The organism is Bacillus sp. B1-WWTP-T-0.5-Post-4 (assembly GCF_009183795.1).
Lineage (GTDB): Bacteria > Bacillota > Bacilli > Bacillales > Bacillaceae_G > Bacillus_A > Bacillus_A cereus.
Map to the genome: position 1 here is coordinate 240,328 of NZ_WEIJ01000002.1, position 15,737 is coordinate 256,064.

The following is a 15,737-nucleotide window of genomic DNA, read 5'->3' on the forward strand; positions in this document are numbered from 1 at the left end:
TTATATACCCCTTTATTTATTGTGAATGCGTTTTTCATTCTTCTGTTTTATTGTTTTCTTTTGCCTCTAACTCTTCTAATTTTCTCTTCAAAGTCTCCACTTGTGCACTATACGATGCAATACCTACATCTAGTGAAATTTCTTCGACGAAAGTAATACCTACTCTCCACTTTTCATATTTCAATCGAAGATCTGCAATGTACGCTTCTTTTCTTTCAATTTCATCTTTAATCCATTTTTTTATTGTCACATCATCACTATAGTTGCCAAAATACATTCTCATTAAAAAATCCGAACGTAAAACATCCTTCTCTACAGGCGTCTGCATGTATTGATAAAATTCTTCACGTCCTTCATCTGTAATAAAGTACATTTTCTTATTCGGTTTCCCCTCTTGCATGACAACCTCTTTTTTTATTTTCCCTTCATTCTCCAATTGTCGTAACGTTGGATAAATCATTCCAAAACTTCCATCAAAAAAATGAGTAAATACGTCTTCAAACACAATTTTAATATCGTAACCAGACAATTCCTTTTCCATTAATAAACCTAAAACAACATCTCTTCCCTTCAAAGTAAAACCCCCACATAGTATATAATCAACAATCATATTAACATTGTTAATATAATTGTTGATTATATACCTTATTCTGTTAATTGTAAAATGTTTCTAAATAAAAAAGCCCCATAATTTGGTTTCACCAATTCACAGGACCATTTTCTTTTTTACTCTTTCACACCTACATCTTGCAAAACTTCAATATCCTCTTTCATTTCATAATAATAAGAAGGCAATTCTATACCATGTTCTAAGAAATAATCCTCAATGAATGAAATAATGATTTTTAACGTTTTCACACGGGCATACAATTTATCGTTACTTTCAATAATATGCCACTTCGCATTTGGCTTACTTGTTTTTTCAAACATGTCTTCCATTGCTTCAACATATTCATCCCATTTTTCACGATTACGCCAATCTTCGTCTGTAATTTTCCATCTTTTCAAAGGATTTTTCTCTCTATCTTTAAATCTCTTTAACTGTTCCTCTTTACTTATATGGTAGAAGAACTTCCCTATTATGTAATGGTCATCTGTTAGTAGTTTTTCAAAATCATTAATCTCATCATATGCTCTCATCCACTCTTCCTTTGTAGCAAATCCTTCAACACGCTCAACTAACACACGACCGTACCATGAGCGATCAAAAATGGTGATTTGCCCGTACTGTGGAATTTTGCGCCAGAAACGTTGCAAATAATGGTAACGTTTTTCATGAGGTGCAGGCGCTCCAATTGGATTTACTTGGAACCCACGCGGGTCAAGATGTTCCGTCACCCGCTTAATTGCCCCACCTTTACCAGCCGCATCCCATCCTTCCATAACAAGCATAACCGCGATTTTTTCTTCTTTCAAAATTTGCTGTAATGCTAATAAGCGCCTTTGATATTTTTCTAATTTCTTATTGTACTTAGATTTTGATTCAATTTTTTTCGTTAAGTCTACTTTAGCAAGATGTCCATTTTCCATAAAACAAATCCCCCTTGTTGTATGACAATGTTATTTTAACATATCCATTGGGATTTTTTTCAAATCCAAATTTATTTTGACAAACAATCGCACCTCTTCTTTATATCGATAAATTAATATTACTGATATACTTTTAAGCATCCTTAAGCACATCTATTATTAATTACAAAAACAAAAAAGGAGACTATGCAAAAAATCTCTACACAGCTTCCTTTTTTTAATATATATGTCGCTTAATTAGAAAGATTAACAATAAAAAATAGGAACTCCATCAATTCACTCATACTACAAACGAATGACAGGCGGAATACCTCCTTCTGGTAAAAAATAAGCGAATACTGTAAAGCCAATAATTAAAATTGAAAATAATGTTATTATAATTCCACCTGGTAGTGTTAGAAAAAGGGTATTCGGCCTTCTCTTCATAGAGAAAATCATCGAGTATACCCCCAGAAGAAGACTTATTATAGCAATAGTTACATAAGCAACTACTGCATACCATGGATTGAGTTCTAATAAAACACCAGAAATAAATATATACAAAAATAATAATTGTAAAAAAATACTGCTTCCCATACTTATGAGTTCTTTCAATATATCCTCCCCTAAAATCGTATGGTATATTATCTCAAAAAGAGAAGATAATAACAAGTAAATCCATTAAAGAATGGGAGCTCTCAAAAAATGAAACGAAAAATATTAACTCTCTTTATGCTTATATGTTTAGCACTACCAATGCAAGCTAATGCTTACACATTTCAGTCACTGCCGATTGCGTCAAAGTCTAAACAATGGTATGTCGAAATTGATAAATCTCATAACTCAAACAAGCAAGCAATTCAGCCAAAACAAGGTATATTTGATACGTATAGTTTACTCGTAAAAAACATCGGTCATGATGTATCAAATGTATCTGTGGAAATACTTGATAACAACCCTACCTCTAAAGCTACCTTTAAACCTACTACACCTAATGAAAATATTTCTAAAAGTCATACAAGCTTTGACTACATGGTATTCCCATTAGACTTTAATAGTCATAATTTTAAAGTTGTAATCACGTGGGAAGACAAGAATTTCTCTTATAACGGCCATCCGGTAAATGAAGGTAAAAAAATGAAACAAACATTTGTATTTAATGAAGAATAAGTCCTAATTTCTTTAGGGCTTATTCTTCATTTTTGAAACCTGCTTGTATCGCTTCCGTCACTTCTTTTGTGATTTCTAATTTTTTTGCTTCGATACTAATTTTTTGCGCCAAATATGTATGGAAGGCTTTTCATTACAAAGTTGTTTTATTAATACTGGTTGATTATATGCTAGGTTATTTTCTATATAGGTCTAGCCCTCTTTTCCCATATAATCAATTAAATCGACGAATACTCGGTACAGACAATGCGATTCCAATTGTTAAAATTACTAAACTAGCTAGTGTTATAATAGTTATCTCGCCACCTATGACAGTAGCTAACCAGCCTACAACTACGTATCCTAATGGCAATAAAGCAAAAGAACCCAACATATCAAGGCTTGCCACTCTTCCGAATGCTTCTTCTGGTACAAGCTCCTGTAAACTCGTTTCCCAAATGAGTCCAAATATCATCATGCCAAATCCTTCAATTGCCATTAAGAATATTAAAGCGGGTGCCCAAGAAATGAATGGCATAATTAATAAAGCAATGCCACTCATCAAAACACCTCCATAAGCCAGTAATCCTCTCTTATGCCACAGCTCTTTCCCACCAAATATTAATGCGGCAATTACAGCCCCACCACCAGAAAAGGCCATGCCAAGTCCATACACGTAAGCTTCAAAATGATGATGAACATTAAATAACCATGGAATTAATACGACGATAATGCCGGCATAACAAATATTTATAAAAGAAAAAACTAAAATTGTAATCCACAGCCACGGATGACTTTTTAAAACGAAAACACCTTCCATAAACTCTTGTTTGTAATTAAGCTTACTCTTTTCAATGGGTTTTACTTTTTTAAACTTAATTTCTTTTAAAAATAATAAACATAAAAATGATACTAAGTAGGTTGCTGCATCTAGTCCGAAACCTATCCCTGCAGATGCAACCGATACGATTAACCCACCAAGTGCTGGCCCAATTAATCGTATACCTTGATTACTCATTTGAGTGAGTGCGTTAGCTGCATTACGAATTTCAGGGACGAATACTTTCGCCCTTACAGCAGAATATGCTGGTTGGAATATCCCTTCCATAAGTCCGTATATGGCAACGAGAATATATAAAATCGTAATTGTTAATAAATCCATAAATATAAGCGATGCAAGTAATAGCATTAATATACAGCGGATTATATCCGTAAATAACATTAACCTAACCCGATCAATTCGGTCTACAATTAAACCCGCAAACGGTAAAGCAAGAATATTAGGTAGCATGTACATTGCCATCGTCATCCCCATTACAACTGTTGAACCAGTTAATGAATACACAACAACTGGAAGTATGACCATAGTTATCGAACTACCTAAGGCCGAGAGTAATTGTCCAATCCATAAAAACTTAAAGTGCGTTGATACTTTAACTGGTAATAATAATTTTCCAATATAACCTAAACTTTTTTCCTTTTGTATTTCCCCTTGCATGTCTCTCCCCTCTTTTCAAATGACTATAGAATACAAAATATATGACTGAAAATTTATAATATTATATTTCTAATTATATAAGAAACAATTATGTTATGGTAAAATTATCAAAAAAATATAAAGGAGAATACATCATTATGCCTCTAAATTCACATAACATCGAACACCAGATCTATACAATGTGTATGATCCAACGTAACAATGAAGTTTTACTCATAAAACGCCCCAACCATCGAGGTTTCCCTGGCTACATCGCTCCTGGCGGCAAAGTAGATTTCCCCGAAAGTATCGTTCAAGCCGCTATAAGAGAAGTAAAAGAAGAAACTGGACTACTTGTTTCCAATTTAACTTTTAAAGGATTAGATGAATATGTAAATCCGAAAGGGAATGTTCGGTACATGGTATTCAACTATTGGACAGACTCATTTGAAGGTGAACTTCTTTTGAATCCTCCTGAGGGTGAATTATTATGGATACCAATCAATACAGCACTAAAGCTACCTATGCAAACTTGGTTTAAAGAAAGATTCCCATTATTTTTTGAAACAGGCACTTTTGAAATTCAACGTGTTTGGGATAATGAGCTAAATAAACAAATTTCTATGACAATTACCCATACATAAAAAAGCTTGGAAACCCATCCAAGCCTTTCTTACTTCTGTGCAATTTTTTCAATCTTATAATGAATATGTAAAAATTCAAGTCCAAATAGCCACATGCTATGATGAGCTGTTAACATTTTATCCTTACCCTCTGTAATGATGAAAGTCTCTGCTAACGGTAAACGGATTGTTAAGAACCGAGTATGTAAATAAATCCCCTCATCTCCCTGGCCATTTTCTCTTAACTTACTAGTAATGGTTAAATCATGATTATCATTATATAGTTTCAAAATACCAGTCATATTCGAATAAGGTAAAGGTAAGGCGATATTCATATATGTCTCATTCTTATTTGTATGCTTTGAATAAAGAGCTACAAAAATAGATTCACCTGCTTCATTTTTCCTTATCCAAGCCCTTACATTCTCTCTTCCATCTTTCTCATCTATTACACTAATGATAGAGCCATGCATCGTTTCCCAATTGCCGCCCATCCCTAAATGTATTTGTCCTACATGCTTGCTCATTTTCTCATAACAAAATGCAAATAGGCGGAACCAACGAGCCCATTTAATATTTGATTGCAACTCATACTCTGTTGTATTTTCATAAAAACGAATCATACTTAAAGGTACCTTCGTCACGTCAAATGACTCACTATGAAAATCAGTTATTTGATCAACTAAACCGTTGTATTCCTTACTGCCTACTAAATTGCCGCTATATAAAAAAGCCTCACCAATTGCCACACTTCCTCTTAATTTACTCATTGGTTTCCCATAGTATTTATAATTCGGAACACTCTTTTCGATCATCCAGCCGACAAATGCCGGTAACGCTACTCCAATTCCGTTGACAACACCGTGAATCCAAACCATTTGAGCAATTGTAATCGTCATTACATGCTTCAAATTTCCGTATGAATATATAAGTGAGAACATAATTGTAACCATGAGTGTACTAGACAAAACGATTAAAAGAATCTTTGCACTGATAGCATTAAATTTTGCTCTCCAAACGTAAAATCCATATCCATAAATGGCACATAAATATAGGAGCACTGCAAAAAATTCAAATATTCTCGAGTATGTAATTCCTATTGCAACTGTCATAGGTGAAATCATGATGATAAACATAATAGCATCATATACTTTACTTCTCTTTTCTCTTTTTCTCCCTATTAAACCAGCTGATAATGGCAATAGAAACGCCGAATAATGAAAATGCGCTGCTGTGAGTAAAACAATGTCAGAGCTAAAATGCATAATTGAAAGTTTTGCTACTGAAGCAAAAAACCAAAAACCACCTAAAAACAAATAAATAAACGCACTATCTATGGCGATTTCTTCTAACGGCTTCCATCCTCTTTCTAGCAATCTACTTACACCAAATAACGCAACAATTCCTGTATATACAAACCAAACTAGCGCAAATACATTGTAATTTGTGACGAAAGCTAGCATTGCACAAATTGCTGCGATTGGATATAAAAACGATACGAATTTATAAAATAATAAATACGATCCATCTCTTTTTCTTTTATCAATAATACAAAGTGACATTGGTATAAATAATAAAACAGACAATAATATAATTGCTTCAACAGGATTTATATTCGACCACTCATATATTAGAAAAACAACATAACAAGCAAGCCCAAATATTATATTTTTCATATCGTTTATTTCCTTTCCACAAATGTTCCCTTATATGAAAAAAGCGAGCCAATTAACGGGTTTCGTACTTGTACATGAATTCGAAAACACTGTAGTGTTGCATCATAACTTTCAACAATTTTTGCTTCACCATACAAAAATTTTGGTAACGGCATTTTTCTTCCAAACATATAAAACCATTGTTTCTTTGAAGAAATATGCATTGCCCCTAACTCATCGATATGAAAATGCAGTGTAGAAACGAGTAAATGTGGTTCGCCAAAATAATCTACAATTTCATTTTCGTTTCCATCCAATTGCATAACTGCATTAAAATATCTTTTCTTATTTCACCTATTGATTCCCCTTCTCCAGCTATTTCAAACCCAAATCGAATCTTTGTTTTATACAAAAACTTCTGTGGTTCTCCTTCTTTTTTCTCTAAATACGAAATTTCAGTAAAGCGAGCATCCCACTCTGTATGTATAGCTGGTTCTTGCGTATATTCCCATAATTTTCCCATCGTCGTGTTCATTTTTGTCGCAACATAAATAGGCTGTTTCCTTTTCATTCTCCCACCTCCTATGCACTATAAGTTTAATGTACATGCAATGAATTTATTTTGCTACATTTTTCACAAACTTCCTCAGAAAAAAGAAAGAATTTTTAAAATATATATAAAACACTTGATTCCCCGAAAAATTTAAATTATTATAAAACAAATGTTACCAACAACTTCATAAATCAAACACTCTCGCCTAAAACGTGAGATAGAGGTTGCGATACTTATGAGTATTCTAATGGAGACACAGAGATGTCTATGAACTTAGATGAAAGGAAGTATTGCCGAAATTGATAAGTTTCTCTGCATTTATCAATTGGGGCTGTTTTCGAATAGAAACAGAACTGTCATATGTACAGACGTGTACGTATGAAGAGCTATCTACAAAAAAGAGATATCATTTTTTATGATATTCCTTTTTTGGCGGTTTTTTTATTAGCTCCGTTTTCTGTTTCCCTTTTCCTGTAACAGCACCATCCTCACTTATTTGAGATGGTGTTTTTTGTTTGTCTTTCTGGTAACTACAGGAGTATTGGGGATTTATATATTTCCTAATCTATTCTTAAAAATAGACGAAAGAAGGAATTTGTAATGGAAACAATTGTTCAAAAATTTGGTGGCACTTCTGTCGGAAGCGTCGAACGCATTCAACATGTAGCAAATTTAATTATTGAAGAATATGAACGAGGTCATAGCATTGTCTCTGTCGTTTCAGCAATGGGAAAAAGCACAGATGAACTTGTCGCACTCGCTAACGCTATCACAGAAAATCCAAGTAAACGTGAAATGGATATGCTTCTATCTACAGGAGAACAAGTAACTATTTCATTATTAACAATGGCACTGCAAGCAAAAGGCTATCATGCAATTTCATTAACAGGGTGGCAAGCTGGTATTACGACAGAATCTGTACATAGTAGTGCACGGATTACTGACATTCATACAGATCGTATTCAATCTTATCTTGCTGAAGGTACGATTGTTATTGTAGCTGGTTTCCAAGGAGTCAGTGAAGATTTTGAAATTACAACGCTTGGACGAGGCGGTTCTGATACAACTGCTGTCGCATTAGCTGCTGCACTAAACGCAAAAAAATGTGATATTTACACAGATGTGACCGGCGTATATACGACGGATCCACGAGTTGTAAAAGATGCTTATAAATTAGATGAAATTTCTTATGACGAAATGTTAGAACTTGCAAACCTCGGTGCTGGCGTATTACACCCGCGTGCTGTTGAGTTTGCTAAAAATCATAACGTAGTTTTAGAAGTTCGCTCAAGTATGGAACAAGAAAACGGAACAATTGTAAAAGGAGAATGTAACATGGAACAACAATCAATCGTTAAAGGTATTGCATTTGAAGATAATATTACACGCATCACAGTGAAAGGATTAGAACAAGGTTCACTTTCAACTGTTTTCTCTACATTAGCAGCGGCACATATTAATGTAGATATCATCATTCAAAGTATTACAAATGAAGGAACTGTTCATCTCTCCTTCTCCATTCACTCGAATGATTTAAGAGAAACATTAGAAGTATTGGAACAAAATCAAGAAACTCTTCACTACGAATCTGTAGAACATGAAAATCACTTAGCAAAAGTATCAATCGTAGGATCTGGCATGGTATCTAACCCAGGTGTCGCTGCAAATATGTTCACTACTTTAAAAGAAGAAGATATTCATATTAAAATGGTAAGTACATCAGAAATTAAAGTGTCTGTCGTTATTGACCGCCTTCATTTAGTAACAGGCGTTGAGGCGCTGCATCAATCATTTATGGCGAAAATTGAGCCTTTCGTGCAAATGAGCTAATTTGATATGTTTAGTAACGCTTATAAAAAAAACATATCAATCTACTTCCTTCCTATTAAATAAAAAGCTATTCGTTAACAAGATGCTATATGATATATTAAAAAACACCTTGTCACATTTTCCTATACTGTGACAAGGTGTTTTTGACTGAAAGGAATTTGTAACTACTTAGTAGTATAATTATGAGGATAATTAAATAATAAACTTTTATACATAAGGAGATAAGACTATGGCAAAAAACAAATTACTACGAATGGACAATGTCAGCATCGTTGTAGAATCCCTTGATAACGCAATCTCTTTCTTTGAGGAGATTGGCTTGAATCTCGAAGGTCGAGCAAATGTCGAAGGTGAATGGGCTGGTCGCGTAACTGGACTCGGTTCTCAGTGCGTAGAGATTGCTATGATGGTCACTCCAGATGGCCACAGCCGAATTGAACTTTCGCGATTTCTCACCCCTCCTACTATAGCAGATCACCGAACAGCTCCTGTAAACGCCCTCGGTTATCTACGCGTCATGTTCACTGTCGAGGATATTGACGAAATGGTATCGAGACTCACTAAGCATGGTGCAGAGCTCGTTGGCGAAGTAGTTCAGTACGAGAACTCGTATCGTCTCTGCTACATTCGTGGAGTCGAAGGAATTTTAATCGGTTTAGCAGAAGAACTCGGTAATAAATAAGTAATGTTTTATAAAAAAGAGGGAATAGCTCTATATTTAAGCTATTCCCTTACTTCTATTAAAACAGATGAATGTTTTCTTTCTTGCAAGCTTCACGTAAATCGTCAGGCCATACAGAAGATTGAACTTCACCGATATGTGCTTTACGTAAGAAGTACATGCACATTCTTGATTGTCCAATGCCACCGCCGATTGTTAATGGTAGTACGTCTTCTAGTATACCTTTATGGAAATCATACTCACGTTTGAAGTCTTCACCAGTTTTCGTTAACTGCTCATCAAGTGATTTACTATCAACACGAATTCCCATTGATGATAACTCAAATGAAGATTGTAGTACTGGGTGCCAGAATAAAATGTCACCGTTTAATTTCCAATCGTCATAATCAGCTGCGCGTCCGTCATGCTTTTCACCTGAACGAAGTGCATCACCAATTCCGATAATGAAGACTGCACCGTGTTCTTTTGCAATTGCATGTTCACGATCTTTCGGTGTTAATTCTGGATATTTATCTTCTAATTCTTGAGAAGTAACGAAAACAATTTCTTCCGGTAAATACTTTCCAAGGAACGGATATTTTTCAAATAAGTGATCTTCTAAATCTTTGAATATTCCATAAATTGTTTGTACGGTTTTTTGTAAGTATTCAACAGTACGCCATTCTTTTTGAACGATTTTTTCCCAATCCCATTGGTCAACATAAATGGAATGCGTTGCATCAAGTTCTTCATCACGACGAATCGCGTTCATGTTTGTATATAAACCTTCACCAGCTTCATATCCGTATTCATGTAATGCAAATCGTTTCCATTTCGCTAGTGAATGAACAATTTCTAATTCTTCTCCTGAATGTAACATATCAAATTCAATTGGACGTTCTACACCGTTTAGGTGATCGTTTAATCCTGATTTTTTCGTTACGAATAATGGTGCAGATACGCGGAATAGTTCAAGGCGTTTTGCTAATTGGTCCTCGAAAAATGTTTTAACTTCCTTAATTGCAATTTGAGTCTCTCTTACTGTCATTAATGATTGATACATGGTGGTTTCCTCCTAAAATGTTTGGATGTTGTGAAAAGAAGCCAACAAAAAAAGCCCTTCTTTCCCAAAAAACTGGGACGAAAGGCTTTGGTTCCGCGGTACCACCCAAATTAGCAACAGAGGTTGCTCACTTATACAATACGGAGATGGAATATCTCGATACTGTTCTTCTTGTAACGGCGAAGTTCCCGGCTAAGTCTACTTTCCTATAAAGGATTTCGGTTAGCAACTCCAGGAGGTTCTTCATAATAGGCTTCGTATCAGGCTCACACCACCCCTGACTCGCTTAAACTACGTCCTACTACTACTCGTCCTTTCATAGTCGTTTTGTTGTCACATCTCTGAAACATTTTATTAATGATTATTCTATACAAAAAATAAAGAAAGTCAACAAAAAGTTTTAAAATATTTTTCAATTCTTTATTTTACGGCTTTATTGATTGTTGTTAATTTAACATCTTTACTTTTTCTGCCTCGTCAATCCAAAAAATGTTTCACTGACCGAAACTAACGTATACACAACAATTAATGTGATCGTTCGGAATATAGAATCTGCAGTATTTCTTATTATTTTCATTTTCTTTATAATTCCTTTCAGTTTACTTGCAAATTCATGTTATACTATAGCATTCAAGCAGTTTATTTTTACTTAAAGCAATCATAGTCATTTATAAAGAGTATTTTCTAAATCATTGACTATTATCAAATAAGATTTTTATATAACGGAGTGATCATATGAGTAAAACGAAAGCAAAACCGAAAAAAGGTGTAGGACAAGGTACAGGAAGTAAAGGATGGAACCGTTGGCAATCAAGTGCAAAGAAAAAGGCAGCTGCCAAACCATACAAAAGTAAAGGTACAAAGAAGTAATTTAAATAACATTTGATTTCTTTACTTTGTACAAAACAAAATATAATTATTACAACAAAAAAGCTATGCCCTCATAAATTTGAAGGCATAGCTTTTTTATATTAAATCATTAAAATATCTCGAATTTCTTCCTCTGTGATTGAGGACAATTTCTCTTCTCCCGGCTCAATCACTTCAGCGATTAAATTTTTCTTACTTTCTTGCAGTTCATGCATTTTCTCCTCAATTGTACCGTGGGCTACTAGCTTTATAACTTGCACTGTATTTTTTTGTCCCATTCGATACGCCCTATCGGCCGCTTGTTGTTCAACAGCTGGATTCCACCATAAATCATATAATATTACTGTATCTGCACCAGTTAAATTAAGTCCGGTACCACCAGCTTTTAAAGAAATGAGAAATAGATCTCCTTCTCCTTCGTTAAACCGATCGCACAGCTCTACACGATCCTGCGCTGGTGTACTCCCGTCTAAATAAAAGTATGGAATTGCTTGTCGATTTAACTCACGACCAATAATGGAAAGCATCTTCGTAAATTGAGAAAAAATTAATATTCTCTTCCCTGTACTTCTACATTCCTCTAAAATCTCTAACAGTTGTTCAAATTTAGCTGAACTTCCTTTGTAATCATCAACAAATAAAGCGGGATGACAACAAATTTGTCGCAATCTCGTTAAACCAGCTAAAATTCTAATTTTATTTTTACGTAACGTGTCTTTGTCTAAATGCTTTAACGTTTCTTCCCTTAACTTCGCTAAATAAGCAGCATAGAGACTCTTTTGATCGGGTAATAACTCCGATGATTGTAAGTGCTCTATTTTCTCTGGCAACTCATTTAATACGTCCCCTTTTAATCGTCTTAATACGAATGGTTTCACTCGCTTCGCTATATCTTCACGCCTTAAATCACCGAACTCTTTTCTTCCTGGTAATAATTCCGGGAAGACGACATGGAAGATAGACCATAGCTCTTCTAATGAATTTTCTACAGGTGTACCAGTTAGTCCGAAACGGTATTCAGCTTGAATTGTTTTCACAGCTCTTGCCGTTTGCGTTGTAGGGTTTTTAAACGCCTGTGCTTCATCAAGAAATAGTGTATGAAATGGTCTTGCATATAATCTTATATCTCTTCTCAGTAATGGATATGACGTGATTACGACATCAAATTCCGTTATATCTTTCAAAATTTTCCGGCGCTCTGCTTGGTTTCCATCTGCAATAACTGCTCTAATATGCGGGGCGAATTTTTTCAATTCACTAAACCAATTATAAACAAGAGATGATGGTGAAACGACTAATATAGGCAGTTTCTTTTCTCGAATCTCAGGCAAAACAGAATCTATAAAAGCAATGCTTTGCAACGTTTTTCCAAGTCCCATATCATCTGCTAAAATACCGCCAAAACGGTAATGAGCAAGTGTTTTCATCCATTCGAACCCATATACTTGATACTTTCTCATTTCTGCATTTAAAGTATTTGGCACAGCAAACTTTAATTTTTTCGGGTTTTGAATGTTTTCTACTAACTCTTGAACAGAATCATCCAAACTTAAAACATTGCCTTCATGAAGTCCGTTCATCCATTTTACACTTCGAATAAGCGGAACATTTACCTCTTCTCCATGTAAAAATTCTTTCCGAATACCTGATTCTTTTATAAACTGATTAATTTCATTAAACTCTTTACTCTCTAGCGATAAAAACGAACCATTCGCCAATCGATAATATTTACGTTTCTCTTCAAGGGCCGCTAATACACCTTTAATTTCTGCTTCTGGTATTCCTTTTATATCAAAACGAAATGACAACCAATCAATTCTTTCTTTTCTTCTCACTCTAATAAGAGGAACTGCATCCCCTTTACTAATTCGCAATTTGATTGCTGTTGTCGCATAAATATCAACTAAACCTTTTAATGTTGGCACGACGTGATATAAAAAGTTATACTCAGCTTCTTCATTATGCATAAAGTAACCGCCTTCTGTTTTTGCAAAAGCACTTTCACTCATAATGTCTAAAATCTCTTTTTCTTTTTTCTCATCACGATTAAAAACAGACGGCTGTCCATCCTCTTCTAGCGGATTAATCATGACGTTCCCATAGTGAAATTCAAGACCTGCTAATAAGCGATTTTTCACGCGGTCTAAATACAATTTCGCTTTTAGCGAAGGTGTTTCAACACGATCCGATATTACTTCATCAATGTGTACAGTTCCGAGCTTCATTAATCCTGGTACAACTTTCGCGACGAAATGTTCCATCTTACTTTCTGGAATATAAAACTGATTACTATTTGAGCGACTCATCATCTTTTGTAATTCAATAAGTCGCATACAATCTTCAATGTGTAAGTGATATAATTTCCCATCGTAAAGTGCATTGTTATACATATCCATAACTTGTACACGATTTAAACCATCTATGTGAAGTGTAAATCCGCCATTATTTCCCTTCGTAAATTCAAAGTGTAACGGCAACAACCCTTTTGAAACTTGTAATCCCTGAAACAGTTGTTCATTTTGTTTCAGCTGTACATATTCAGCTTTAGAAAGTGAAAAGAGCATATCTTTCCATGAAGCTGGTGGTATAAATATCATACTTTCATCTTGTTTCGCATGTACTTCTAGCGTATCTTCATACATTTTTTCGTTATGATACATTTTAATGAGCTGCTGAATAATTGCATCCGTTTCTTGTTTAAAACTATGTACATCTGGTGTATATGTAAATTCATTTGAACAATGAAAAGACTCTCTTTTCTCCACCTTAGAAAGAAATTCTCTAATATGATTTATGAAATACACTTTGGCAAGTTTCAATTGAATCCCAAGAAGAGCCCCACCACTTCTCGTAGCAACTGGTGTACATATAAACTCAATATCTAATATTTCACGTGTATCAAAACGGTGTTGTTTACTTTTTGGCCTCAGTGGTTTGTCTGCAAACAGCTGAAACATACCACTTGTCAATTGATCATTTCTGCTACTAGTGGAGCTCATTCCACCTGTTTGTTGATTATAGTTTATTTGTATTAATACTGCTGCAACATGTTGACAGTACGTTTGAAAAGACGCTAATGAAGGACAACTACATTTTGCAACAACATCACCCTTTTTGGCTTTTGCTACTGTAACATGGAAATCCTCGTTCCCTTTTACTGTCGCCTCACAAATTTCTTTATTTTCATCGTAATGATCTATTATCACTTTATTTGATTTATAATAGGCTTCACCTCTTTTATATGAGGTCTCTCCGCACACTTCTTTAATAATCAATTTATTCAATGTGAAACTCATCGCTTTGACACTTCCTTAATATAAAACCATTTTCTCTTACTTAACATTTTACATGCTCCACGAGAAAATATAAAATGTTGATTTAACAAAAGAAGATGCTTATTTATAAGCATCTTCTTCACTCTATCTCCATCAACCTCTTCGCCTCAAAATACAACACTTGAATAAACTTCTTCGTATTAATTCGCGTATGACCAGAAGATGCGAGTTCATCTTTCGTCATTTCTGTCATCCGTTTTCTAACTACGGTAAAATCGAAAAATTTTGGAGCATAGCTTTCAAATTTTGGATTTGAAAAGTCTGTTAATCCTAAAGAAGCCAAATGATTTAACGACTGATAAATAGCTCGACGTACTCTTTGTTCAGACGCTTTTTTCTCTTTATCAATATCCACCTCTAAAGCTAGATCCCCTAATTTCCTTATCGTAATATGATGAAAAATTTCTTTTAACGCAGGAAAGCCAAACTCAAATGTCTGTGCCTTTTCTTGACCATATAAATATTCCAGCATACTAAGTAAATCTTTACTTCCATTCTCTCCGGCAATACCGAGTTCTGATAGTAAAAAGCGCCCTAAATCCCCTATCTTTTTTCCTTCTTGCACTGGTTCAGTACGCAATTGCGGCTTTTCCCACTGAAACACGTTATTCAATGATTTTTGAATATCATGTATAGAACGCTCCAATCTAATACGCTCCATCACTTTGCGTACAACAGATACAACTTCGATTTTGTTTAATGGTTTTGTAATATAATATTCTACACCAAGTGTATATGCCTCACCTATAAGCTGCTTCGATTCCACTTGAGAAATCATAATGATTTTCCCCGTGAAAGTTGACGCAATGTGACGAACTGTTTCAATTCCGTCCCTCATCGGCATCAACAAATCAATAAATAAAATATCTACTTTTTTAAAATTTAGTTGATCCGCTTCAATAAAAGCTCCGTCATCCGCCTCACCAATTACTTCTCCAAGATCTCCATCTTCAATAATTTGCGAAAGCATCGAACGGAAAACTTCATCATCGTCTACGATATAATAAAACAA

General features: G+C 34.6%; 13 protein-coding genes, 2 pseudogenes, 1 riboswitch and 1 other annotated feature. Of the genes and pseudogenes, 5 read left to right on the forward strand and 10 right to left on the reverse strand.

The annotated features are described in order from the left end of the window. Positions 1-34: 34 nt before the first annotated feature. The 3 genes from GBN91_RS06800 to GBN91_RS06810 form a co-directional block, all read right to left on the reverse strand. Positions 35-574, reverse strand: coding sequence for a PadR family transcriptional regulator (locus GBN91_RS06800; protein WP_006916931.1), 540 nt, complete (start codon positions 572-574; stop codon positions 35-37). A 152-nt stretch (positions 575-726) separates the two neighbouring features. Further along, complete coding sequence (locus GBN91_RS06805; RefSeq protein WP_000427319.1) at positions 727-1,530, reverse strand: polyphosphate kinase 2 family protein; 804 nt, start codon at positions 1,528-1,530, stop codon at positions 727-729. Between the two features lie 285 nt (positions 1,531-1,815). Beyond that, positions 1,816-2,124 (reverse strand): hypothetical protein, encoded by a 309-nt coding sequence (locus GBN91_RS06810; RefSeq protein ID WP_033691776.1) that lies wholly within the window; start codon positions 2,122-2,124, stop codon positions 1,816-1,818. Positions 2,125-2,214: 90 nt separating this feature from the next. On the opposite strand from GBN91_RS06810, the gene GBN91_RS06815 reads away from it, so the two are divergent. Beyond that, positions 2,215-2,679, forward strand: a complete 465-nt coding sequence (locus GBN91_RS06815; RefSeq protein ID WP_016122271.1) for a hypothetical protein — start codon at positions 2,215-2,217, stop codon at positions 2,677-2,679. A 214-nt stretch (positions 2,680-2,893) separates the two neighbouring features. Here the strand turns inward: GBN91_RS06815 and GBN91_RS06820 are convergent, their stop codons facing one another. Next, complete coding sequence (locus GBN91_RS06820; protein ID WP_016122270.1) at positions 2,894-4,156, reverse strand: MFS transporter; 1,263 nt, start codon at positions 4,154-4,156, stop codon at positions 2,894-2,896. A gap of 137 nt (positions 4,157-4,293) precedes the next feature. On the opposite strand from GBN91_RS06820, the gene GBN91_RS06825 reads away from it, so the two are divergent. Beyond that, complete coding sequence (locus GBN91_RS06825) at positions 4,294-4,779, forward strand: 8-oxo-dGTP diphosphatase (protein ID WP_152121348.1); 486 nt, start codon at positions 4,294-4,296, stop codon at positions 4,777-4,779. Positions 4,780-4,808: 29 nt separating this feature from the next. Here the strand turns inward: GBN91_RS06825 and GBN91_RS06830 are convergent, their stop codons facing one another. The 3 genes and pseudogenes from GBN91_RS06830 to GBN91_RS06840 all read right to left on the reverse strand — a co-directional run. Next, on the reverse strand, positions 4,809-6,434 hold the full coding sequence (locus tag GBN91_RS06830) for a YndJ family protein (protein WP_152121349.1): 1,626 nt from the start codon (positions 6,432-6,434) through the stop codon (positions 4,809-4,811). 5 nt (positions 6,435-6,439) lie between these two features. Then, positions 6,440-6,763, reverse strand: a pseudogene (locus GBN91_RS06835) (DUF4166 domain-containing protein); the annotation flags it as partial. Further along, positions 6,706-6,984: pseudogene (locus tag GBN91_RS06840) on the reverse strand (hypothetical protein); the annotation flags it as partial. The pseudogenes GBN91_RS06835 and GBN91_RS06840, both read right to left, overlap by 58 nt. A 192-nt stretch (positions 6,985-7,176) precedes the next feature. Next, positions 7,177-7,363: riboswitch (Lysine riboswitch) on the forward strand. 203 nt (positions 7,364-7,566) lie between these two features. Between GBN91_RS06840 and GBN91_RS06850 the strand changes: the two are divergent. Both GBN91_RS06850 and GBN91_RS06855 read left to right on the forward strand, forming a co-directional pair. Then, positions 7,567-8,796, forward strand: a complete 1,230-nt coding sequence (locus GBN91_RS06850) for an aspartate kinase (protein ID WP_000448039.1) — start codon at positions 7,567-7,569, stop codon at positions 8,794-8,796. 229 nt (positions 8,797-9,025) lie between these two features. Next, positions 9,026-9,478 carry a VOC family protein gene (locus GBN91_RS06855; protein WP_001107259.1) on the forward strand — a complete coding sequence of 151 codons (453 nt, stop codon included), beginning with the start codon at positions 9,026-9,028 and terminating at the stop codon, positions 9,476-9,478. A gap of 58 nt (positions 9,479-9,536) precedes the next feature. On the opposite strand, the gene asnA is transcribed toward GBN91_RS06855, so the two are convergent. Beyond that, positions 9,537-10,520, reverse strand: a complete 984-nt coding sequence (gene asnA, locus GBN91_RS06860; RefSeq protein ID WP_000284917.1) for an aspartate--ammonia ligase — start codon at positions 10,518-10,520, stop codon at positions 9,537-9,539. 70 nt (positions 10,521-10,590) lie between these two features. Continuing rightward, positions 10,591-10,849: a binding site (T-box leader), on the reverse strand. 406 nt (positions 10,850-11,255) lie between these two features. Between asnA and GBN91_RS06865 the strand changes: the two genes are divergently transcribed. Continuing rightward, a complete protein-coding gene (locus GBN91_RS06865) occupies positions 11,256-11,390 on the forward strand; it encodes a DUF3934 domain-containing protein (RefSeq protein WP_000047588.1) in 135 nt (44 codons plus the stop codon). A 101-nt stretch (positions 11,391-11,491) separates the two neighbouring features. Here the strand turns inward: GBN91_RS06865 and GBN91_RS06870 are convergent, their stop codons facing one another. Next, complete coding sequence (locus GBN91_RS06870) at positions 11,492-14,686, reverse strand: DEAD/DEAH box helicase (protein ID WP_152121351.1); 3,195 nt, start codon at positions 14,684-14,686, stop codon at positions 11,492-11,494. A 118-nt stretch (positions 14,687-14,804) separates the two neighbouring features. Further along, the gene (locus GBN91_RS06875; RefSeq protein WP_152121352.1) at positions 14,805-15,737 is read right to left on the reverse strand and encodes a response regulator; all 933 of its coding nucleotides are present in this window, start codon (positions 15,735-15,737) and stop codon (positions 14,805-14,807) included.